Source organism: Terribacillus sp. 7520-G (genome assembly GCF_002271665.1).
Classification (GTDB): Bacteria; Bacillota; Bacilli; order Bacillales; family Amphibacillaceae; genus Terribacillus.
Genome location: NZ_NQFP01000010.1, coordinates 81,523 through 105,064, shown reverse-complemented (window position 1 = coordinate 105,064; position 23,542 = coordinate 81,523). Strand labels below are relative to the sequence as shown.

At 45.9% G+C, this 23,542-nt stretch carries 23 protein-coding genes; 18 read left to right on the top strand and 5 right to left on the bottom strand.

The window, feature by feature from the left end:
* Positions 1-51 precede the first annotated feature (51 nt).
* Positions 52-759: a GntR family transcriptional regulator gene (locus CHH53_RS04680; RefSeq protein WP_095214961.1), complete on the bottom strand. Its 708-nt coding sequence runs from the start codon at positions 757-759 to the stop codon at positions 52-54.
* 166 nt (positions 760-925) lie between these two features.
* On the opposite strand from CHH53_RS04680, the gene CHH53_RS04675 reads away from it, so the two are divergent.
* Positions 926-2,827 (top strand): beta-glucoside-specific PTS transporter subunit IIABC, encoded by a 1,902-nt coding sequence (locus CHH53_RS04675; RefSeq protein WP_095214960.1) that lies wholly within the window; start codon positions 926-928, stop codon positions 2,825-2,827.
* Positions 2,828-2,839: 12 nt separating this feature from the next.
* A complete protein-coding gene (bglA, locus tag CHH53_RS04670) occupies positions 2,840-4,279 on the top strand; it encodes a 6-phospho-beta-glucosidase BglA (protein WP_095214959.1) in 1,440 nt (479 codons plus the stop codon).
* Positions 4,280-4,387: 108 nt separating this feature from the next.
* Here bglA and CHH53_RS04665 read toward each other — a convergent pair whose 3' ends face one another.
* Positions 4,388-5,896 (bottom strand): glycine betaine uptake BCCT transporter, encoded by a 1,509-nt coding sequence (locus CHH53_RS04665; RefSeq protein ID WP_095214958.1) that lies wholly within the window; start codon positions 5,894-5,896, stop codon positions 4,388-4,390.
* A gap of 400 nt (positions 5,897-6,296) precedes the next feature.
* Here CHH53_RS04665 and CHH53_RS04660 point away from each other — a divergent pair, with 400 nt between their 5' ends.
* The gene (locus tag CHH53_RS04660) at positions 6,297-6,851 is read left to right on the top strand and encodes a TetR/AcrR family transcriptional regulator (RefSeq protein ID WP_095214957.1); all 555 of its coding nucleotides are present in this window, start codon (positions 6,297-6,299) and stop codon (positions 6,849-6,851) included.
* A 236-nt stretch (positions 6,852-7,087) separates the two neighbouring features.
* Positions 7,088-7,723: an ABC transporter permease gene (locus CHH53_RS04655; protein WP_233134841.1), complete on the top strand. Its 636-nt coding sequence runs from the start codon at positions 7,088-7,090 to the stop codon at positions 7,721-7,723.
* 37 nt (positions 7,724-7,760) lie between these two features.
* Here CHH53_RS04655 and CHH53_RS04650 read toward each other — a convergent pair whose 3' ends face one another.
* Both CHH53_RS04650 and CHH53_RS04645 read right to left on the bottom strand, forming a co-directional pair.
* Positions 7,761-8,531, bottom strand: coding sequence for a class I SAM-dependent methyltransferase (locus CHH53_RS04650; RefSeq protein ID WP_095214956.1), 771 nt, complete (start codon positions 8,529-8,531; stop codon positions 7,761-7,763).
* 139 nt (positions 8,532-8,670) lie between these two features.
* Complete coding sequence (locus CHH53_RS04645; protein WP_095214955.1) at positions 8,671-9,072, bottom strand: hypothetical protein; 402 nt, start codon at positions 9,070-9,072, stop codon at positions 8,671-8,673.
* Positions 9,073-9,116: 44 nt separating this feature from the next.
* Here CHH53_RS04645 and CHH53_RS04640 point away from each other — a divergent pair, with 44 nt between their 5' ends.
* The 11 genes from CHH53_RS04640 (at position 9,117) to CHH53_RS04590 (ending at position 20,355) form a co-directional block, all read left to right on the top strand.
* Complete coding sequence (locus CHH53_RS04640; protein ID WP_369819860.1) at positions 9,117-9,872, top strand: AAA family ATPase; 756 nt, start codon at positions 9,117-9,119, stop codon at positions 9,870-9,872.
* Positions 9,873-9,942: 70 nt separating this feature from the next.
* On the top strand, positions 9,943-10,536 hold the full coding sequence (locus CHH53_RS04635) for a YdeI/OmpD-associated family protein (protein WP_095214954.1): 594 nt from the start codon (positions 9,943-9,945) through the stop codon (positions 10,534-10,536).
* Between the two features lie 20 nt (positions 10,537-10,556).
* Complete coding sequence (locus CHH53_RS04630) at positions 10,557-11,006, top strand: GNAT family N-acetyltransferase (protein WP_095214953.1); 450 nt, start codon at positions 10,557-10,559, stop codon at positions 11,004-11,006.
* A 6-nt stretch (positions 11,007-11,012) separates the two neighbouring features.
* Positions 11,013-11,687, top strand: a complete 675-nt coding sequence (locus CHH53_RS04625; protein ID WP_095214952.1) for a type 1 glutamine amidotransferase — start codon at positions 11,013-11,015, stop codon at positions 11,685-11,687.
* Between the two features lie 453 nt (positions 11,688-12,140).
* Positions 12,141-13,505: an extracellular solute-binding protein gene (locus tag CHH53_RS04620; protein WP_095214951.1), complete on the top strand. Its 1,365-nt coding sequence runs from the start codon at positions 12,141-12,143 to the stop codon at positions 13,503-13,505.
* 112 nt (positions 13,506-13,617) lie between these two features.
* A complete protein-coding gene (locus CHH53_RS04615; protein WP_095214950.1) occupies positions 13,618-14,475 on the top strand; it encodes a carbohydrate ABC transporter permease in 858 nt (285 codons plus the stop codon).
* Between the two features lie 16 nt (positions 14,476-14,491).
* The gene (locus CHH53_RS04610) at positions 14,492-15,316 is read left to right on the top strand and encodes a carbohydrate ABC transporter permease (protein ID WP_095214949.1); all 825 of its coding nucleotides are present in this window, start codon (positions 14,492-14,494) and stop codon (positions 15,314-15,316) included.
* Positions 15,317-15,328: 12 nt separating this feature from the next.
* The gene (locus CHH53_RS04605; RefSeq protein WP_095214948.1) at positions 15,329-18,460 is read left to right on the top strand and encodes an alpha-mannosidase; all 3,132 of its coding nucleotides are present in this window, start codon (positions 15,329-15,331) and stop codon (positions 18,458-18,460) included.
* A gap of 68 nt (positions 18,461-18,528) precedes the next feature.
* The gene (locus CHH53_RS04600; protein WP_095214947.1) at positions 18,529-18,963 is read left to right on the top strand and encodes an NUDIX domain-containing protein; all 435 of its coding nucleotides are present in this window, start codon (positions 18,529-18,531) and stop codon (positions 18,961-18,963) included.
* Positions 18,964-19,047: 84 nt separating this feature from the next.
* Positions 19,048-19,461: a helix-turn-helix domain-containing protein gene (locus CHH53_RS04595; RefSeq protein WP_158221483.1), complete on the top strand. Its 414-nt coding sequence runs from the start codon at positions 19,048-19,050 to the stop codon at positions 19,459-19,461.
* A gap of 147 nt (positions 19,462-19,608) precedes the next feature.
* Positions 19,609-20,355, top strand: a complete 747-nt coding sequence (locus CHH53_RS04590; protein WP_095214945.1) for a class I SAM-dependent methyltransferase — start codon at positions 19,609-19,611, stop codon at positions 20,353-20,355.
* Here the strand turns inward: CHH53_RS04590 and pabB are convergent.
* Complete coding sequence (pabB, locus tag CHH53_RS04585) at positions 20,352-22,085, bottom strand: aminodeoxychorismate synthase component I (RefSeq protein WP_095214944.1); 1,734 nt, start codon at positions 22,083-22,085, stop codon at positions 20,352-20,354. The two genes, CHH53_RS04590 and pabB, sit on opposite strands and share 4 nt — an antisense overlap.
* A gap of 137 nt (positions 22,086-22,222) precedes the next feature.
* Between pabB and CHH53_RS04580 the strand changes: the two genes are divergently transcribed.
* From CHH53_RS04580 to CHH53_RS04570, 3 genes are all read left to right on the top strand, one after another.
* Entirely contained in the window at positions 22,223-22,405 is a 183-nt protein-coding gene (locus CHH53_RS04580; RefSeq protein ID WP_095214943.1) for a hypothetical protein, read from the top strand.
* 379 nt (positions 22,406-22,784) lie between these two features.
* Complete coding sequence (locus CHH53_RS04575; RefSeq protein ID WP_095214942.1) at positions 22,785-23,309, top strand: GNAT family N-acetyltransferase; 525 nt, start codon at positions 22,785-22,787, stop codon at positions 23,307-23,309.
* 12 nt (positions 23,310-23,321) lie between these two features.
* The gene (locus CHH53_RS04570; protein WP_158221482.1) at positions 23,322-23,519 is read left to right on the top strand and encodes a hypothetical protein; all 198 of its coding nucleotides are present in this window, start codon (positions 23,322-23,324) and stop codon (positions 23,517-23,519) included.
* Positions 23,520-23,542 lie beyond the last annotated feature (23 nt).

The window sequence follows — 23,542 nt, the reverse complement described above, 5'->3', positions numbered from 1 at the left end:
CTGTATATGCTCCCATCCTTCCAATTTGAAAGCTGCCATCAAGGCCTGTCTTCACAGCGAATACCCAGTTGACTGGAAAAAGAACTGTGACTGCTCGTAATTATAGGAGATTCGCGAGAAGTCGAAGGGCAGGCCATTATTCAAATAGAAAATCGTCTCGACAAACAGTTTCGGATCTCCTTTTTGCAGTCCAAGATGCTGTGCCTCTTCTTCCTTCAGTTTTTGGATGTGCAAATATAAATCGGAAAAACCGATTTTAGCCCCCAAGGCATTGCTGATGTAGTCGAAGATGGAGCCGGAGGCAATTTCGTTATTGAGATAGGTGACGATCTGCTTATTATAGTAGGATTCTTCGAGACAAAGTGTCTGGCCATTGATATAGCGAATCCGTTTTACATAATAAACGTCATCTTCCGGCTCGATTTTCAGGTTGAAGGCGACTTCCTCCATCGGTTTACGGATGTCGAGTTCCAATACTTTCGCAGTGATATCGAATTCACTCAGTTCATCACTGAAGCCATGATTGGAGAAACTTATGTAGCCTTTTCGGCTGCGGCGGCGCACAAAAATGCCGCTGCCGCGGACTTGGTAGACAAGTCCCTTTCGTTCAAGCAGGCTGAGTGCCTTGATGACAGTGCTTTTACTTGTTTTGTATTGCGACATGAACGTTTCGAGTACAGGCAGCTTGGTGCCCTGCGGCAGATCGTTCTTTTCGATATCTTGTTGGATTTCATTTGCGATTTGCTGATATTTAAGCATGGAAACAGTCCTTATTTGATAAGATAGGGTGATTTTAGCACAGTGAGGCGTCAGCGAAAACCCTACATTTTATCATACTCTGTTAATTTTATTAGTTTGGACTTGATAAATTATACCGGTATAATTATAATGTAAGCGTATACTAAATGAAAAAGAGGTGTTTCAAGTGGCTGAAAAAGTGAGGGATTATCCAAAGCTTGCCGAGGATATTTTGGCAGCTGTCGGCGGGGAAGAGAATATCGTGAACGCTACCCGTTGTGCGACACGATTGCGCATCGTGCTGAAACGCTCCAAGCCTTCTGCTAAACAAGAGGTAAGCAGCCTGCCGGGTGTCATAACAGTAGTGGAAAACAGCGGTCAGTTCCAGGTTGTCATCGGGCAGCATGTTGGCGAGGTATATGATGAATTTGCCAAGCTTGTGAATCTGGATACATCCGAAAATGATGAAAATAAGCCCAAAGGTTCGATCCTGAATAGGATCATTGCCACCATGTCGGCTGTATTTGCCCCATTTGTTTATATACTGGCCGCAGCTGGTATATTGCAAGGTGCTCTTATCCTGCTGAAATTGGCGTTTCCGAATTTTGAAGAAACAAGCACTTTTGGAGTTTTGGATTTCATATCCTGGGCGCCATTTACGTTTCTGCCTATCTTCATAGCAATTACGGCATCCAAGCATTTCAAGACAAATACGTATATTGCTGTCGCTGCAGTTGCGGCACTGGTAAGTCCGGAATGGACAGCCATGGCTGATAGCATTGCAAACGGAGGCAGTGCGAATTTCTTAGGCTTGCCGCTTACAGAGACAACATATACATCGTCTGTCTTGCCGCCGCTATTCCTTGTTTGGATTCTCTCTTACTTGGAACGCTTCTTGAACAAATCCATAAATGAAGTTGTGCGTCCAATCATTGTTCCATTGATAAGTATCTTGGTCATGGTTCCGCTGACATTGGTCGTGATCGGACCGATCACGACATTAGGTGCAAATGGAATTGCAAGCGGATACAATTTCTTGGCAGAGTATGTTCCTTGGCTTGCCGGAGCAATCATCGGTGCCTTTTGGCAGGTCATCGTAATCTTCGGTGTACACTGGGGGATCACACCGCTTGCATTGGCCAACTATGACCTGTACGGTCGCGATTCATTCCAAGCATATCAAACGATTGCCGTCATAGCTCAAGTTGGGGCCGTCATCGGTGTCATCTTGAAAGCGAAGAGCAAAGAAGTGAAAAGAATCGGTATTTCTGCCGGGACGACTGGTTTGTTCGGCATCACGGAGCCTGCGATTTACGGAGTGACCCTGCGATTCAAGAAGCCGTTCATCTTCGGCTGTATCTCGGGTGCTGTGGGTGCCATTGTTGCAAGCTTCTTCCACCCATACTATTTCGCATATGCAGGCTTGCCAGGTCCATTGACGATCGTCAATGGTATCAATGAAGATTTCCCGATGAGTATCTGGGGTATTCTGATCGGGGTTGTCATTGCCATCGTCTTGCCGATCATCCTGATCCAAATTTTCGGTTTCGGCGAAGATACTGCTGAACAAGCAGACAGCAGTGCGGAAGCAGGTCAGGGAGTTGCTGAAGCAGAAGCTTCTGCAGCTGCAAACAATGAAGAAGTGATCCATGCGCCGCTGACAGGTAAGTTGCTTGCATTGGAAGAAGTGCCGGATGAAGTATTCCGTTCAGGTGCAATGGGGAAGGGCTTGGCAATTGCGCCAACCGATAATAAGGTGTATGCGCCATTTGACGGAAATATTGTCATGCTCGCCCCGACAAAGCATGCCATCGGATTACGCTCCAAGGCCGGGGCGGAAGTATTGATCCATGTAGGGCTTGATACAGTGAAGCTTAATGGGGAGCCATTCACCCTGCATGTGAAGGAGGGCGACAGCGTGAAACAAGGGGATGTGCTGAGCGAGTTTGACGCTGGTGCAATTGAAGCTGCTGGTGTACAGACGATCACGCCGATCATTGTGACCAATCCGGCAAATTATACAGAAATCATCATCGATGAAACAGAGACAGCGACTCAAGGCGATGACTTGCTGACGATCGTGAAATAGGAGGAGATAGGGATGAAGACATTACCAAAGGATTTCTTATGGGGCGGCGCACTTGCTGCCCACCAATTTGAGGGCGGCTGGAACCAGGATGGCAAAGGGCCGAGCGTCATTGATGTTCTGACGGCTGGAGCGCATGGTGTGCCGCGTGAATTAACGGAAACGGTCGAACCGGATAAATTTTATCCCAACCATGAAGCAATCGATTTCTATAATCGTTATAAGGAGGATGTGGCGCTGTTTGCGGAGATGGGTCTCAAATGCTTGCGCACGTCCATCGGCTGGACCCGTATTTTCCCGAAAGGCGATGAAGCAGAGCCGAACGAAGCGGGGCTGAAGTTTTATGATGATCTTTTCGATGAATTGTTGAAGCATGGCATCGAGCCGGTCATCACTTTGTCCCACTTTGAAATGCCGCTGCATTTGGCACGCGAATACGGCGGTTTCCGCAGCCGGGAAGCAGTTCATCATTTTGTCCGATTCGCCGAAGTCTGCTTCAATCGATATAAAGACAAGGTCAAATACTGGATGACGTTCAACGAAATCAATAACAAGATGGATACCGATAATCCGTTATTCCTTTGGACGAATTCCGGAGTGACAGTCAACGATGGCGAGAATGCACGCGAAGTGATGTATCAGGCCGGTCATCATGAGCTGCTTGCCAGTGCACTGGCTGTAACGAAAGGTAAGGAAATCAATCCAGAATTCCAAATTGGTGCCATGGTATCCCATGTCCCCATTTATCCGTATTCCTCCAATCCTGCAGATGTGATGCTTGCAGAAGAGCTGATGCGGGAACGCTACTTCTTCCCGGATGTACAGGTACGCGGCTATTATCCTGCCTATGTATGGAAGGAATTCGAAAGAGAAGGGTATAACATTGTATTTGAGGATGGGGATGAAGAAATCCTTCGCAATGGAACCGTCGATTATCTTGGTTTCAGCTATTACATGAGTACAACCGTCAAAAGTGATAAACAAGTCGAGCATAATACCAATATCACCAACGGCGGGTTGGCATATAGTGTGGAGAACCCATATATCAAAGCGAGCGATTGGGGCTGGTCGATCGATCCGACCGGTTTGCGCTATACATTGAACCGCTTCTATGATCGCTATCAGATCCCGCTGTTCATCGTCGAAAACGGCTTCGGCGCAGTCGATACCGTCGAAGCAGATGGTTCCATCCATGATCCGCAGCGCATCGATTATCTGCGCTCCCATATCGAGGAGCTCAAAAAAGCTGTAGCCTATGATGGCGTCGACCTGCTCGGCTACACCCCTTGGGGGATCATCGATATAGTATCCTTCACTACCGGCGAAATGAAGAAACGCTATGGCATGATTTATGTCGATCGAGATAATGAAGGAAATGGCTCGATGAAACGATCGAAAAAGGATTCGTTTGATTGGTATAAGCAAGTGATTGCATCGAATGGGGAAGAGCTGTAAAAAATAAATAGACCTCTGGAGGTGGAGATACCTTCCCAGAGGTCTATTTTCATTACTGCATGAGGGACTTTGAAAATGAAGTCCCATAAGCTGAAGACGGATTTTTTGCTATTTATTGTTTGATTTAGGTTTACCTTTTTCCTTCTTCCAATCCTCGTTCATGGCCTTCAAGAGTGACCAAACCATGAACAGGAGGATGAAGGCGAAAGGAAACGCAGCAACAATGGATGCTGTCTGCAGTGCGTTAAGCCCGCCGGTTGCCAGCAATACAGAAGCAATTGCTGCTTGGATGATTCCCCAGGTCAACTTGATTTTATTTGATGGATTGAGACTTCCTCCAGCAGTTTGCATACCCAGTACGAATGTCGCGGAGTCGGCAGATGTAATGAAGAACGTGCCGATCAGGAACAAGGCAACGACGGAGAGCAGGGTGGACATCGGCAATCCTTCGAATACACCAAATAATGATTGTTCCTGTGCAAGATCAGTAAGGCCTGTATTGATTCCATGAATTTCTTGGAACAAACCAGTACCGCCAAAGACTACAAACCAAAACGCGCAGAAGATGGACGGAATGAACAAGACACCTATTACAAATTCACGGATCGTCCGTCCTTTGGATACACGCGCAATGAACGTACCTACGAAAGGTGACCATGCAATGAACCATGCCCAATAGAATATGGTCCAGCTTTGGACCCAGCCATTGAAATCATCATTAAATGAGCCTGTCTGGAAACTAAGTGAAGGCAGGGATTGCACGTACGATCCCATTGTCGAGATGAACGTGTTAAGGATGAACTGCGTTGGTCCAAGGAATAAAGTCAGCAAAAGCAATAATACTGCCAATATGATATTAGCGTTGCTCAGCCATTTGATTCCTTTGCCAAGGCCGGACCAAGCAGATGCCATAAATAGAATGGTGACAATGATGATAATGATGAACTGCGTGCTGAAATTATTCTTTATATCGGAGATGAATGACAATCCACCGGCGATTTGGGAAGCACCCAATCCGAGCGATGTAGCCACACCGAAGATGGTGGCGAATACAGCAATGATATCAATCAGTTTACCGATCCACCCATTTGTTCTGTCCCCGATCAATGGCTGGAAAGTGGAGCTGATAAGTCCAGGGGCCCCTTTGCGGAACTTGAAGTAAGCGATGGCCAAACCAATGACGGTGTATACGCCCCAAGTCTGCAATCCCCAGTGGAATACAGAATACCGCAGTGCATTCTTAGCCGCTTCGATACTCTCCGGGTCTGCATTGGGCGGTGCGGCATAGTGGGCCAGCGGCTCGGCAGTACCCCAGAAAACGAGTCCGATACCCATTCCGGCACTGAATAGCATGGCAAACCATGTAATGCGTTTAAATTCGGGTTTATCCCCTTCTTTTCCCAATCTCAAAGAACCAAAACGACTGAAAATCAAATATATGGAAAAGATCAGGAAGATAGCTACTGAAAGAATATAGAACCAACCAAACTTCGAGGTCAAAAAGGATTGTGTCTCGGTAGTGATATAATCCATATTTTCTGGTGCTAATACACCCCATAGAACAAAAATAGCGCAAATGATTAATGATATCCAAAAAACATTGCCTACTTTATTCATAAAATTTATTCCCCTTTCAAAATTTCCGCTGACAACTGCTGCATAGCTTGTGGATTTAAATGAGTGATGCTAATCATATCTTTTTAAAACACTTGCAATATAAAATACAGAAGCTTAACGGAACTATATAGAACGACCTTTCTATATTTAACATAAGATTCTCTTCCAATCAACCGATTGAGCTTATCCATATCACATAAGACCTTTAATAAATTATTTTTTGCTATATAATAAATGAGCCAGAAAGCCCGGTATTATCACTTGTCATCCTGTGAATTCGAATAGCGATGATGAGAGTGAAGAAATTTTAGGAAAGATAGAAGAAAATTGTTTGACTTGTAATTACCGTAGGTTGTAATTTGTATTTTAGGTCTATCTAATTAAAGGAGCAGTTGATCAAATGAGTCGATCTACAAAAAAAGATATGTTACTACAAGTGGCAGAACGATTGTTTTATGAACATGGATTTCGCGGTGTAGGCCTTAAGCAAATCATCAGGGAGGCAAATGTCGCTACAATGACGCTGTATAACCATTTTCCTTCCAAAAATAAATTGGTGGAAGAAGTACTCAAGAGAAGGGAAGAACGCTATTGGTCTTATCTGGATTCTTATATAGAAAGAGGTTCGAGTTCTCCTTTTATTCTTGCTGTGGAAGCGCACTGCCGCTGGCTGAAGGAACATTCCTATAAAGGGGATATGTTTTTGAGAGCGATAGAAGATTATACAGGTATAGACAAAGAAATCGAAAACATCGCCAGGGAGCATAAAACAAAGTTGCTGCAATATTTTCAGCAGCTGGCACAGGAAAATTGGGATAATAACCCACAGGACCTGGCCAACCAGCTGACGCTGCTTCTTGAAGGGACAACTTCTATGACTACCTTGATTGGTGCAGATAAAGCAGCAGAGTATTCCATTGCGATGGCAAAGATACTATTTCAGCATACATCGTGATATTTTCATTCTAATTAGATAGACCGTTATACACAGGATTATTTCATGCATTTAGTCAGATAGTTTGAGGCAGAGTGACAAAGCTGAAAAAGCTTTATCAAGAACGGAAGCTAGGAAATAGATAATGCAATCTGCCTTGTATACATTGATATCTTTATTACAGTACAATCTTATAACATCGAAGCGCCAAAAACGAAAAGTAGAGGAATATTCCATATGGAGTGTTCCTCTTTTCCGTGCGCTTATTCCAAAGCGAGCAGTGGATGCAGTCGCTATGGTCCAGTACGCTTGTCATGGTCATCGTGACGCCGCTGACTGTGCTGCTCGGGACGATGTCATCTTATACATTGGCACGATTGTCTTTCCCAGGTAAAGGATTGATCCAGTCCTTCATCATGTCGCCTTTGATGATTCCGCAAGTCGTGTTGGGAGTTGCGTTATTGTACCTGTTCTCCTCTTTGGGATTATTCGGATCCACACTAGGCCTCATCATCGGTCACATCGTCATCTGTTTTCCATATGTGGTCCGGACTGTTTCTGTCAGCATCACGAACCTGGACAGCAGACTGGAGCTTGCTTCCATGAATCTTGGTTCGACGCCATGGCAGACATTTTATCGTGTGACGCTGCCATTGATCAGACCGGGGATCATCGCCGGAGCCGTATTTGCAGCAGTCACGTCATTCGGTGAAATCTCTGTGAGTCTGTTCGTCAGTACACCGGAAACGATCACCATTCCGGTTCGGACCTTCGGATATATCGACCAAACCTTTGATCCGAGCGTCAATGCCATTGCCGTGATTTTCATTGCCTTGTCTGTCATTGCGCTGATCATCATTGAAAAAACAATCGGATTATCCAAAGTTATGTAAGTGGAAAGAAGCCAAGCATACAAGAGCTTGGCTTCTTTCATTTAACAGCCTTCCAAATCGTCCACCTATCCATTTCCACAATATCCCTTTCCTGTGTGATACAATCATCCATATACAGAATCAGCTTTTCCAGTTCGTCATCCTCTAAAGCGTGAAGGATGCTTCTCCCCGCTCTGGCGCGAATGTCTGCCAGTAGTTTATCTTTCGATTCATGTACGTGACGAACTTCCCATAATGTATGCTTCTCTAAGTCCTGAAAGCCGCAATCTTCTAGATTTAGCATGACTTGAGGGGAGGTATGTCTTCTGCTGATCTCCGTTTCTGCAAGTCTTGGAAAACAGGAGAAGAAGTATCCTCTGATGTGCTCTGGACTGCCAGGCAGCAGGCAGTCTTCGGGTGTTCGATCCTGGATGAGCAAGATGCCCCCGGGACGGAGTAAGCGATACGCTTCGGAGAAACAAGGCTTGAGCTCCTGTAAGTGATGAATCAAGGCGCGCTCCAGGGTGAGATCGTAATTCGCTGCTTCCAACCCAGTTTCTTGCGCATCGCCCTTGTGGAATTGAATCCCTTGCCGACCGTGGCAATTCTCGGCAGCGGCCTCGAGCATGATTTCTGATGAATCTACTCCAGTCACAGACGGTATACCCATTGCAGCAAGGGCTTTCGTATAAATCCCGCCGCCGCAGCCGATATCGAGTGCTTGGTTGATTTGCTGAATCTCCAATATATTCCTCACAAGATCCATCCATACCGGAGCTGCTTCCCTGGACGTGTAAGAATATTTATTTTGTGGTGCTTTGAAATCCATACCCTATCATCCTCTGTTATATATATAGTATATTATTTCCATAAGGGTAATCTCATCTCCTGCTGTGATATTGGAAGTGCGTGCTGCTTATCAGAAAACTGGTAATTCATTCATTGATTTACAGCACACTCAAGCGCGCTCAACCATGATAGCCATATACATACGTAAATAGAAAATAAAACACGGCCAGAAGGGCAGCTAATGGAATTGTGACGCCCAGGATGTTGGTGCGTTTCCACGGCCCCTTTGGATCCTGATAGCCTTTGTAAAGCAGGTATATCAATAACCCGATCATTGGGACGAACAGTAGATGCCGAGTATCCGCAACCCATTCGTTATTCACGATCCAATTGGCATTGGGGGTCATCGCTGCTCCTTCTTCGGCGTTGTCAATGCGCTCCTTGACGACAATGAACAGAGTTCCGAGTGCCAGATAATAAATGGAAAATAGACTTTTCACTGGTTTGTTCAAATACCGAGTGAAAATGATGACTGCTAAAAACAGGACAAGCAGTATCACTAGCAGAATATATTCCTGCATGATTAATCCTCCTCAAGCTGACATATCAAGATAGGAATGATAATGTGAAATTAACTGCAGCAAATCAATATGTGAGGCAGATGAGCCTTATCGAAGAATCTTCATCACTCCCTCATCATTTCCCATTTTCGCTGCCGGTCATTCAAAATTTAGGGCATATTTCCTTTCACCCGAATGTTACGTATATCATCGGGGAAAATGGGATGGGTAAGTCGACTTTATTAGAAGCGCTTGCGGTGGCGCTCGGTTTCAATCCTGAAGGAGGATCGAAGAACTTCTCCTTTTCCAGCTACGAGTCGCATTCCGATTTGCATGAACTGGTACGAGTTGTCCGCGGCGGGAACCGTCCGCGAGATGGCTATTTCTTCCGGGCTGAGACTTTCTATAATGTAGCGACGCATATCGAAGAACTGGATCAAGGAGGATTTGGACGGAAGATCATTGATTCCTATGGCGGGACTTCTTTGCACGAACAATCCCATGGAGAGGCCTTTTTTGCAGCTTTCATGGAGCGTTTCGCCGGAAATGGATTATATATTCTCGATGAGCCGGAGGCAGCTTTATCCCCGATTCGTCAGCTGTCGATGCTCGCTCGGATTGATGAGCTGGTGGAAAGAGGCTCACAATTCATCATCTCGACACATGCCCCGCTGCTGATGGCTTATCCGGATGCAAAGATTCTCCAGCTGGATGCTGGAGGGATGGAAGAAGTCCAGCTTGAAGAGACACAGCATTATAGTGTCATGAAACAGTTTTTCGAAGACAGGGACAGACTGCTGCATCATTTATTCCAGAAGTGATGAGAAGAGGCTTTCGTTGATTACATCTGAATATGATTAATTTATTACAAGGGAGGAGTAATTTCCTGAAATGAAAAATGACATGCATCCCAAGGTTGACGAGTTCTTAAGCAAGGCTGATCAGTGGAAGGAAGAATATATCGCTCTGAGAAATATTGTACGAGACTGTGAGCTGACAGAAGAGTTCAAGTGGAAGCATCCGTGTTACACTTTCGAAGGGAAAAATATTGTATTGATCCATGGATTCAAAGAGTATTGTGCGCTTTTGTTTCACAAGGGCGCCTTGTTGAAAGATACACATGGGATCCTGATTCAGCAAACGGAGAATGTACAGGCGGCACGCCAAATCCGTTTCACCAATGTTCAGGAAATCACGGACAAGGAAGCTATCCTCAAAGACTATATCCATCAGGCCGTCGAAGTTGAAAAAGCGGGTTTGGAAGTAGCATTCAAGAAGGAAACAGATTACATAATTCCTGAAGAGCTACACGATAAATTCCAGGAAATCCCTGCATTGAAGGCTGCTTTTGAAGCGTTGACCCCAGGACGGCAAAGGGCGTACATCCTATATTTTTCCCAGGCTAAACAAGCCAAAACCCGACAGTCAAGGGTGGAAAAGTATGTAAAGCACATTCTTGATGGCAAGGGATTGAATGATAAATAGAAGGATCCTGAGGTGAAGATATGGATATCATGAAAGCGACATTGCAAGACGTAAAGCAAGCTGCAGATTTATTCAATCGATATCGTCGGTTCTATCAACAAGACCATGATTTAGATGGGGCGGAGGCGTACATAGCAGAAAGGCTGAAGCGAGGGGATTCTGTCATTTTCCTCGCAAAAGAAGGGGATGATTGCATTGGCTTCATGCAGCTTTATCCCACTTTCTCATCGATAGGTATGAAAAAAGCCTGGATTTTGAATGATTTGTATGTGGCTGAAGGTGCCAGGAAACAAGGTGTCGGAGAAAAATTGCTTGATACTGCCGAGGCGTTTGCAAGGGAAACCGGGGCAGGCAGCATTGCGCTCAGTACGGCTCCTGATAATGACAAAGCACAGCGCTTGTATGAAAGGAAAGGTTACGAGCGTGACGAACAGTTCTATCATTATGCACTCAGCCTGCAGAGAGGGTGATGGAGTATGATTATCGATGTTTTGCAGCATGTGCCGTTTGAGGACCTTGCTGCCATATATGATTGGGGAGAAAGACGCGGGCATCGCTTCCGCATCCATCCTCTCTATGAAGCAGCTGTATTTCCTGACGCAAAGGATATTACCATGCTCATCGTCCTTGGGGGACCGATGAGTGCCAATGATCCCGAAGACTGGATATTGGCAGAGCGTGGACTGATTTCACAGCTTATCGAGCGCCAAAAGCCTGTATTCGGTATCTGTCTTGGTGCACAGCAAATTGCGAAAGCGCTTGGGGGCACTGTTTTCCAGGGTGAGCATAAGGAAGCAGGCTGGCACCCGATTCAAACAGTAACAAAGCAATTTTCTTTTATTCCGGATGAAATGATGGTTTTCCATTGGCACGGTGAGCAATTCACCTTACCGGATGGTGCCGTAAGACTTTTCACAAATGAAGTCTGTGAGAATCAAGGCTTCCTATACCGAGATAATGTCATTGGATTGCAACTTCATTTTGAAACGACAAAAGACAGTATGGAAAAATTGATCACTCATGATAAGGATTATCTTGATGATGGGGCGTTTGTCCAAAGCGAGGGGGAAATGAAAGCAGCGGAAATTCCGGCAGGGAATGCAGCAGTACTGTACCAGCTGCTTGATTATCTGCTGGATGCTGAGGAATAGGGTGTAAAACCAGATGGATTGCAGCTGTAAGAAAATCGATCATTTGAAGCAGACTTTGCAGATACAGTATGGTATGCAAGGATAATCTTGAGCTTGATGTATTTCCTGTATCAGATGTTTGAGAGCATTGATCGATTTATGAATAAAAATACGATGGAAGGATTGAGAAGAATTCAACAGAAAAGGCAGGTCGCCATCTATTGAATTGTAGGGTGCACTTCCCATATGACTGTTCCCAATAAAGCATCGCGATTAAGTTCTTTATATAACTAGAATGCTGTTTGCCTATGAGGCTGACAGCTTTTTTAATAGAATTTGTCAAGTTAAATTCGGTATAAGTCAATTTCCCATACATATAATCTGTTATGAGCACTGTTACACATCTTTATTTGTTTTACTTTCAAATGTATGCGCTTACAAAAAATGGTCGGAAACCAAAAGGGGGAATTTCGAATGCAACAAAGGGTGAAGAGCTGGGGGTTATTCATGCTAATGCTTGTTCTTGTCATGATGACAGCATGCTCCGGCAGCAGTGACCCGGAAAGTGGAAAGAAAGAACTCACAGTCGTATATCGATCTCCTGGCTCAGTGGATTCACTTAAGAAGTTTTTTGAGTCGGGAGTCGTCGAGGAATTTGAAAAGGAACATCCTGATATCGACGTGAAGATAGCGCCTATTACGGCAAGCGAGGGGGATTACTTTTCAAAGGTTGCACTTCAGATGAAGTCGGAAGAAACGGCTCCGGACGTAGTGTCAGAGGATACTTTCATGCTGAACTCCGATGCGAATGCCGGATATTTGGAGCCCTTGGATGACCGGATTGCCGGCTGGGACGAGTGGGATAATATCATTGAAAATCTGAAATCAGGTGTTACGGCGGAAGACGGTAAGGTGTATGGCGTGCCATCGACTTCCGACTCACGTGGACTTTGGTACAGCAAGGAGCTATTCCAGGAGGCTGGACTTCCAGTCCCTTGGGAACCGAAAACTTGGGAGGATGTACTGGAAGCGGCCATAACGATCAAAGAAAAGACCGATGGCGTGACGCCCCTGTTCATGCAAGTAGGCAAGGCAAACGGAGAAGCGGTTTCCATGCAGACGCTGGAGATGCTGCTGTATGGCACCGGCGATACACTTTATGACGAATCTGATAAGAAATGGGTCGTGGATAGTCCGGGATTGCTGGATTCATTCCGCTTCATTGAACAGGTATACAACAAAGAAAAGATTGGGCCAGATTTCTCTGTCGTCATGAGCGGTCAATCCGGAAATGTGGCGTTTCAGCAGCTATTCCCGCAAAAGAAACTGGCAATAGCACTGGACGGCAGCTGGAATGCCCGGAACTGGGCAGAGAACGGAGCTGCGCCAATTGAAAATGTAGAAGAGAAGATTGGCTTCGCTCCGATGCCCACTCAAGAAGGGCAAGATCCTGGAACGATCACGATGAGCGGAGGCTGGGCTTGGGCAATTCCATCCAAAGCAGATATGAAGGAGGAAGCATGGGAATTCATTCAATTCCTGATGGAGAAAGATAACAGCATCAATCGATCGTTGACGGATGGTAACTTGAATACCCGTATAGATGCAGTTGAAGTGGAAGAATATGTGAATCGACCATACGCCAAGGAAGCGCAAGCCTTTCTTGAAAATGCGCAGTTCAGACCAGCCAATGATAAATATCCGGCAGTTTCCACGCAGCTGCAGACAGTAGTGGAAGCAGTTGCCACTGGCAAATTATCTCCTGAAGCTGCAGTGGAACAATATAAAGCCGGCGTGGAACGAGTGGTAGGCAAGGAAAATACGAAGGTAGCTGAATAGGAAACCATCCGATCAAGAGGTGCTGGATTCAATTGGTCAAGTGTCACGTTTTGACTTTGACTATCTTTTACCAGCTCCTTCTGATCGGGCAGAAGAAAGGTGACGAATATGTATGCATAGGAAAGCGATACTTTTTTTGTCTCCATCTTGGATTCTTCTATTGTTGTTTTTCATTACGCCGATGTTATTGACTTTCGGCTTTGCTTTTACGAATTTGTCATTGACCGGAACGGATGCAGCCAATATTCAGTTCATCGGATTTCAAAATTTCGCCCATATGTTCCAGGATCCCGAATTTCGGATCAGTGTATTCCGGACGCTTGTCTTCTTGCTTTTCTCAGCTGTAATCGGACAGGTTGTATTGGGATTGATCATCGCATTGCTGATGAAAGAAAAACGACGCAGTTTTAGACGCTTCATCGGTGTCATTGTGATTGCCGGCTGGGTGACGCCTGAAATTGTCGTTGCTTTTTGCTGGGTGACTTTCCTGAGTGATGCAGGTACATTCAATGCAATCCTGCAGGGAATCGGGTTTGAACCAATCACCTGGTTGTTCACCTTCCCGATGGTTAGTGTCATCATCGCCAATATCTGGCATGGAACGGCTTTTTCGATGATGGTCTTCCAAGCGGCACTGGATGATGTTCCAAAATCAGTACAAGAAGCTGCAGTGATGGATGGCGCTTCACGCTGGCAGATATTTTTCCGTGTGACGCTCCCGATCGTCAAAGGGTCGATTGTGACCAATATGATGCTTGTGACTTTGCAGACATTAGGTGTATTCACGCTGATTTATACGATGACGGGCGGAGGACCCGGCAACGCTACGCAGATACTCCCTATCTTCATGTACAATCAAGCATTCGTTAACTATCAGTTCGGATACGGCACGGCTATATCCCTCGTATTACTCGTCATCGGGACGATTGCCAGTCTGCTGTACATGCGTTTTATGAAAGTGAAACTATGAGGAGGAGGGATGCAGAATGAAGATATCGAAAAAAGAATTAGTGATCCACTATCTGGCGCTGGTCTTTTTGGCCATCTGCTTCTTGCTGCCTTTTTTATGGCTTGTTTTCGCCTCTTTTGACCAGCAGGCGACACAAGCCATCAAGCTGCCGGGGAAATGGACATTGGATAACTTTACCGCCATTCTTTCGGATCCGGGTAATATCCGCTCTTTTGCGATTGGCTTGTTCATTTCACTTGGGCAGGCAACGATAGTCGTGATTGTTGCCGGATTGGCTGCCTACCCGCTTTCCCGCTATCGGCTGCGTTATAAGCGCTCCTTCCTTTTGACCATATTATTTATGACGTCTTTGCCGATCACTGCTGTCATGGTGCCTGTCTATCAGCTGTTCCTTTTCTTGAACATCCAGGATTCGATCATTTTCACGACGATTTTCCTTGCCGCCTCAGGGCTGCCCTATGCAATCTGGATGATGAAGAATTTCATGGATGCAGTGCCGGTCGAACTGGAGGAATCCGCATGGGTGGATGGGGCATCTGTTTTGACAAGCATGCGGAAAGTGGTTGGACCATTGATGCTGCCAGGGATTTTCACGATTGCCATCTTTACCTTCACTGGCAGCTGGGGGAACTTCTTCGTTCCGTATATTTTGCTGCAGACTCAGGAAAAACTTCCGGCATCCGTGACGCTGTATCAATTCTTCGGTAATTACGGAATTATCGAGTATGGCAAATTGGCCGCGTTCTCGATGCTGTATACAATGCCATCCATCATTCTTTATATCTTTGCACAAAAATATATGTCCAAGGGCTTCAGCCTCGGCGGAGCCTCCAAGGGATAAAGGAGTGTCAGTATGTTCAATTTGAAAGAACGACAGCTCGAAAGAAGAATAGAGGAACTAGAGAAATATCGTTATTGGGATCGACTTGATCTGCAGCATTTTCTCGCGCTGGAGGATGAAGAGAAAAGGGTTGCACCGGAAGTTCCGGCACTGGAAGTCTTCGAGGAGAAGCTTCATATAGGTGACCATTGGAAGGGCCGGGATCGTTATGTTTGGCTGGCAAAAGAAATCCATCTTCCCAAAGAATGGGCGGGTAAGCAGGTTGTTGGATTATTTGATTTCGGCAAGACAGGCGGCGGAGGGAATTCGGGTTTTGAATCGCAATGCTATGTGAACAAAGTGATGTATCAAGCGGTGGATTCCAATCACCAGGAATTATTTTTCGAGGATGACTGGCATGGTAAGCCTATCTATCTGGCATTTCGTTTGTGGTCTGGCTTGGAAGGAGGCGGTAAAAGGATAGATCAAGAGCATCAGTTGAAGCAGGCTGAACTAGCGGTTTTCGATGAACGAACCGATGATTTCTATTATACGTCCTTTGCCATTTTAGAAACGATACGAATACTGGACGAGAATGCCGCGGAGCGGGTACAGCTTCTATCACTGCTGGACCATACCATCCGATTGATAGACTGGAGCTCACCGGGCAGCGATGCGTTCTATCAGTCTGTCTATGAGGCAAATGACCATCTTCAGGACCGGCTGGATGCCATGGACAGTTCTTCCCCGGTGACTATTCGCTGTATCGGCCATACCCATATCGATGTGGCTTGGCTGTGGCGTCTTAAACATACAAGGGAGAAGGCGGGGCGCTCCTTCTCCACGGCTTTGCGTCTGATGGAGAGATACCCAGACTATAAATTCCTGCAAACACAGCCACAGCTCTATAGCTATGTAAAACAAGACTTTCCGGAATTGTATGCCCAGATCAAAGAGAGAATCGCTGAAGGGCAATGGGAAGTGGATGGAGCAATGTGGCTGGAGGCCGATTGCAATTTGCCTTCTGGTGAATCCTTGGTGCGTCAGATCCTGCAGGGAGCAAAGTTCATCCAGGAAGAATTCGGAAAAGATGTGCATTATCTGTGGCTGCCGGATGTGTTCGGTTACTCCTGGGCATTGCCTCAAATCCTTACCAAAGCCGGAATCAATACTTTTCTGACATCAAAAATCAGCTGGAACCAATTCAATAGGATGCCGAATGATACATTCACTTGGCGGGGATTGGATGGAAGTGAAGTACTGACCCAATTCATCACGACACCGGATCCTTCTCCAAGGGAAAATACCTGGTTCGCTACTTATAATGGTCAAATCCTGCCGGATACCGTAACTGGTACGTGGGATAACTATAAAAACAAAGCACTGACGAAGGAGCTCCTCCTTTCCTATGGATACGGAGACGGCGGGGGCGGCGTAAACCGCACGATGCTCGAGATGAGACGGAGACTCGATCGTATACCAGGACTCCCCAATGTCAAAACAGGCGATGTGAAAAGTTACTTTGAATCGCTGCATCATCAAACCCGGCATACATCGGAATTCATGCCGGTTTGGGATGGGGAGCTATACTTGGAGTATCACCGCGGTACGTATACAAGTCAGGCTTACAATAAAAAAATGAATCGCAAAATGGAATTGGAGCTGCGTGAAACGGAATTCATCCAAGTATGGAAAGCAATACAGGCAAATGATTTTCTGAATTATCCATCCGATACCCTGGAAGAGGTGTGGAGGACCGTACTGCGGAATCAATTTCACGATATAATTCCGGGTTCTTCCATTCGGGAAGTATATGAAGACAGCAAGAAGGAATATGAGGAAGCCCGTGCAAAACTGCAAATCTTACAAAAAGAAGCGGCAGACAGCCTGGCTGCAGATAAGAAGCAAGCATGGAGTATCGTCAATTCCTCATCCTGGAATTTGGATGGCATCGTCAAGATAAAGACAGAGGATGAAGGTGTATGGGAGGATGAAGACGGTGAGGTTTTACTGGCCCAAAAGGGCAAGGACGGCTGGCTGGTCGATGTACCGGATGTTCCAGGGACGGGATGTAAACAAATCTATCTGAATACGGAAAAGGCAGACACCGAACCAGGGGGAGGGTGGTTCGAATGGAAGGGTCGGGAGCTTGTGACTCCATTTTATGAAGTGAAATTCAATGAAGTTGGACAAATCGAATCCCTATATGATAAAAAGGCGAAACGGCAGGTAGTAGCACAGGCAGAGACGGTGAATGTGTTCCAGGTTTTTGAGGATAAGCCGCTGGATTATGATGCTTGGGATATTGATTTGTTCTATCAGGAGAAAAAGAGGGAGATTACGAATCTTCTTGATCTCACTCTGAAGGAAGCAGGACCGCTGCAGCTTGTCATCGAAGCAAACTGGTATTATGGCAGTTCGACGATTCATCAGGACATCATTTTTTACCGCAAGCGGAAAGTGATCGATTTTAAGACAGAAGTGGATTGGCATGAACGTCAGCAATTATTGAAAGTAGCCTTTCCGGTTCGTATCCGTGCTACGGAAGCAACATATGATATCCAATATGGCAACGTCAAGCGGCCGACGCATTGGAATACTTCCTGGGATGCAGCCAGATTCGAATCGGTTGCCCATCAATGGGTGGATTTCTCCGAGCGTAATTATGGCGTCAGCCTGCTGAATGATTGCAAGTATGGACACGATATCAAAGATCATACGATTCGATTGTCTTTGATTAAGTCCGCGATCGCACCGGATATCGAGCAAGATCAGGGCCGTCATTTCTTTACGTACTCCCTTTACCCGCATGAAAAAGGATGGGTGGAAGCAAATACGGTACAGGAAGCCTGGAAGCTCAATCAGCCGTTCCGAGTATGCTGCGGAGGTAAAGAGAAAAACACAGATAAGCTATTTGTCATTGATAATCCTCATGTGCAGCTGGATGCAATGAAAAAAGCAGAAGATAATGACGATATCGTCATCCGTCTGCATGAATACACAGGGGGGACACAGGAGGTGACGATCCAGCCTGTCTTTGCGTATACGAGCTGGCAGGAATGTGATCTGCGGGAAAGAGTTATAGATAAAAGCCCGCAGGAAGGAACGATAGAGTTATCCTTCACTCCATATGAGATAAAGACGATTCGTCTATCCCAATCCTGAGAAAAGTCCCTCATGGGCTTTTCTTTTTTCTTGTATACTAATGTTTACCAATGATAAGGAGGTAGACGATGCATGTATTCGGTAGCAAAGAGCCCGGCCAGGAATATAAAGAAAGGCGGGCGGTCTATGGGATAATCCACGACAAATCCAAAAGAATAGGAGTGATAAGGCTGACATATGATCAACTGCTTTTCCTGCCTGGGGGAGGAATGGAGCATGGCGAGGATGAAGTGGAAACCCTGCGAAGGGAGGTTTTGGAGGAAACAGGCTATTTGATAAACAAGCCATCATTTCTATGTACCGGGACACAATTTTTCCAGTCCAGGGATGCTCGATACATACAGAATGTAGCAAGTTTTTATAGCTGCTCGATTGGTTTAAAAGAGATGGAACCAGCGGAGGAAGACCATGAATTGATCTGGCTGAAACCGGAGGAAGCAGTGAATCATTTGTTTCACCAGCATCAGGCTTGCGCACTCCGGCAGTGGATCGAGTCATTTTAGACTATCCGGGCTTTGGATTCTGCCATTCCTATAGTATACTTTAGGAAAGTGTTTCCAGTATACATACGGCAAGGGGGAATGTATTTGTCCGGGCAAGAAACACAGTACATGGCAAAGGATCTGGCTGCTTCATTGGATGTAACGACCTCGACGCTTAGAAGATGGGCTATCGCATTGGAAGGTGCCCATTATCCATTTGAACGAAATGAGAAAGGACAACGGATATATACGGAACAAGACATTGCCACTTTGGAGGAATTAAAGAGATTACTTGGAGAAAAACTGTCATTTGCTGATGCAATCCAGCAGCTGACTGGGCAAAGCAAGACCAAAGAGTATGAGCCGGACACAAAAAAACTGGTCATGACCTCTGAGGAACTGGAGAAGCTCATCTCGCATGCAGTGAAAAAAGCAGTGAAGAAAGAGCGGGAAAAGCTGTTCAAGCAGCTGAAGAAACAGATGAAAAAAGAGATGGAAAAGCTGAAGGATAAATCATGAAAAGGTCACGATGGTGATCTTTTTTATTATCTTAAAGAAGATACGCCTCAATCTAAATGATACAAAAATCAGAATTATATGTCTAGTATTTTATTAAATTGATGCCAAAATGGAATTGTATTCGATTATAGATTAGGAGGCGTTATCATGAAGCAGAATATTTATGACAACGAGTTATTTTTTGAAAATTACAAGGCTCTCCGGGAAAATCCGGTGAATTACAATGAACTGCTGGAGCAGCCGGAAATCAAACGGATGCTGCCTGATTTAGAGGGCAAGCGTGTCTTGGATATTGGCTGTGGCATGGGGGATTTGGCAAGGTATTGTGCCGAACAGGGAGCATTACGTGTGACAGCGATTGATCCATCCGGTAATATGCTGCGGGAAGCAAAAAACAGAAATGCCCATCCTGCAATAGAATACGTTCAAACAGCGTTGGAGGATGCAGTGTTTGCCAGCGGAAGCTATGATGTTGCGGTCAGTTCGCTTGTGATGCATTACGTTGCAGACTATGAAGCAGTCATCCGATCCATCCATGCGGCCTTGAAAGAAGGGGCTGTCCTATTATTCTCCACTGAGCATCCAATTGTCACTGCCAGAAAGGAAGGGAAGAAATGGATCACGGATACAGAAGGGAACTGGCTCCATTTCGCCGTTGATAACTACCACGAGCAAGACAGACGCGAGACCAAATGGTATGTGGATGGAGTGATTTATTACCATCGATCGTTTGCGGCTTTGTGCAATGGGCTTATCCGGAACGGTTTCAGCCTGGAAGAAGTAATCGAACCAGTTCCGGATGGAGCTGCCATTGCCAAGCTTCCGCGGATAGAGCATGAGCTGCGCCGGCCGTCTTTTTTGATTTTGAAGGCGAGAAAAACAGCCCGTCCTTAATGGACGGGCTCCATTTCCACCCAGCCGCGAACACTATTGATCAGCCATATACGGGAGGCGGTTTGGAGGTAGGCTTTCGTCAAGATGGTTTCTTTTATCGTACCTTTTTTCACTAAAACTTCCCGCAATGTGCCTGGCAGCAAGCCGCTTGATACTGGAGGTGTCAGCAGTTCACCATCCTGCTCCATGACTAGATTGCCGATCGTGAATTCTGTCAGCTCGCCTGCTTCATTCCAAAGCAGCGTATCAAAAATATCCGGTTCCTTGAGCTTGTAGTCGTCGTATATTTGGCGATAAGTCGTCTTATGGTAATAATATCGATTTGTCTTGTCGATAGGTGTGTCAGCAAGTGCGAATTTTTGCTTACCTTTCATTGGAGCTGGCAGCTCACTATGAAAAAGCGCAAGCTTTCCGCGTTGATCAGCTAAAAGGCGTAATCGATGGGATTGTCCCGGATACGCTGCTTGATGCTGACGCAGGAGATCACAGATATCTGCTTCCTCGATTGGAATGCTGAAATAATCGGCAGATTGCATTAGTCGCTGCAGGTGCTCATCCTCCAGCACGTAAGCACCATCTTCATACGCTATTGTTTCAAGCAGTTCAAACTCAGGAAGCTGTTCCTGCAGCACGGATGATTTGGCGATTGCTTCTTCGTACTCCCCATTGGCAGTGGAGTCCCAGGTGATGCCTCCTCCGACGCTGTACGTAGCCTGCTGTTTCGTTTTATCGACTATCGCCGTACGGATGGGTACATTAAAGACAGCTTCGCCATTTGGCTCGATATAGCCGATGGCACCGCAGTAGACTTCCCGTGGTTCCGGCTCAAGATTGGAGATGATTTGCATCGTACTAGCTTTGGGAGCACCTGTGATCGATCCGCATGGAAAAAGTGCGCGCATGATGTCAATGATCGTTGTGCCCGGGACGGTTTCCGCTTCGACGGTCGAGGTCATCTGGTAGACGGTCGGGTATTTCTCGACTGTATACAAAGCTGGGACCTGGACAGTCCCCAGCTTGGCGACCCGGCTGATATCATTTCGCAAAAGGTCGACGATCATGACATTTTCAGCACGATCCTTCGCGGATGCTGCGAGGGTTTCCCGCTGTTTAAGATCCTGCTCGTATGTATCCCCGCGTTTGGTTGTGCCTTTCATTGGCTTCGTGATGATGCGTTTCCCGTCCCAGCGGAAAAATAACTCTGGAGAAGCAGACAATACTGCTGTATCTTCCCAATCAAGATAGGCAGTGTAATCTGCACGCTGCGCTTGCTGCATCTGGCGGAAAAGGGCGGCGGGATCATCGGCATAATGTGTGCGCAGACGCATCGTATAATTTGTTTGATAGGTGTTTCCGGAAGCAATCTCCTCTTTGATCGTCCGGATAGCCTGCTCATACTCTTTTTTTCGGATGGCTGGCTCCCAATTCAGTTTTTCTGGTGCTGTGCCAATTGCTGCTGGCTGTTCTTTACAATGATTTTTATAGATGCCGAATTGCAGCAGCGGCAGATTTGCCCCTTCTGCAGTGACATAGTTTGGATCGAATGCTCCTGCAGCTTCGTAGGATAGATAGCCGGCTGCATAAAATCCTTTTTTTGTATATGCTTGCACCTGCTCAAGGCAGGGTATGACTTCTTCCATCGTGTGAGCAGTCAGCAATGCATGCTGTCCCGTGAATCGGCGATGCTGTGTCTGCCCGTCTGCATCAGCAAAATTGAAATAAGCGTACATGAAACTCCCCCTTTTTTGCCTTTCTAGTATCTCATATAGCTAAATGCCGGAATAGTGATTTTAAACAGTGTGATTTTTGAAACTATTTCCATTTACTTTCCGTATCAGACATATAAGATCACGGGAGGAGTTGCAAGGTGCGGACAATCCAAGTACTGAAGGAAATCGGTTTTTGGGTATTTACGGTTATCTATTTGATTGGAATCCGGTCAAATCTGGATGGATATGTCCTGTGGATACCGGATCTGTTGATTTGTGCAGCGATTGTGCTGTCGCTGGCTGCTTATGTGCTTCGCTTCGGACGGAAAAAAGAGTATTGATGGGGAGATAAGCACAATGAAACGATTCAACGCCACTGATGGCATTATATTAATAGAGTGATGGAAGGGAAGTATATTGTATTCATTCCTTCTTGTTCTTTTTCATTCGAATACAAGGAAGGAATAATCGGTGTCACGATGGTGACGCTGTACCAAAATGTTCCTTTACTGGCCTATGTGGCGACATGTCCGGAATGACAAGGGAAAGGTGTAGCTGCCGCTTTGATTCAGCATGGTGAACAAGCATTGTTTCGACAAGGCCATGCATCGGCTTTATCTCGTGGTGGCGAATCAGAATTATCGAGCTAGATACTTTATTGCACATTCGGGTTTCAAGGGGCAGGAGAAGATTGGGATGAGGTGTCAGGAGGTGGCGGGCATGATTGAAGTACGGTTAGTCGAAGAAAAGGATGCAGCGGAGCTCTTATCGCTGGAATTGCGTAATAAAGAATTCTTTCAGCTTTATACAGGTAAGCGTGAAGGGAATTTCTACACATTGGCCGGGCAAAGCGAGCGTATCAATCGGGCAATTGCATCAGCCGGCGAGGATACTGGCTATCATTATGTGATTCTTTTGGACAATAAAATCATCGGTATTGTCATGCTGTCTGAAGTGGTGCGCGGGAATCTGCAAAGCTGCTGGATCGGTTATTTTTTGGATAAGGAACAGAACGGTAAAGGTTATATGACAGAGGCTGTCCGCAAGGTAGTGGATATTGCTTTTGACGAATTGGAATTCCATCGGTTGGAGGCAGGTGTCATGCCGCATAATCTCGGCTCGATCAAGGTATTGCTGAAGGCAGGGTTCCATAAGGAAGGTATCGCCAAGCAAAACGTCAAAATCAATGGAAAGTGGCAGGATCATCAAACTCTTGCTATCATTAACCCTCGGGACCTCATGTAAAGGGGAGGGTTAATGATGAATAAATGGCTGCTTATAGCCGGCCTATTGTTGGAAGCGATCGGTATTCTATTGATTATATTCTGGCGAGTTGATGACATGCTTGCCATCATCATAGGGATAGTGATCATCGTAATTGGGATAGTATTGTTCCAGATGGGGTATTGGCGTATTGTGAAGGAACGCAAAAAAAGAGGACATACCGGAAGATGAAAGAAGCCTGCTGAGGCTTTTTT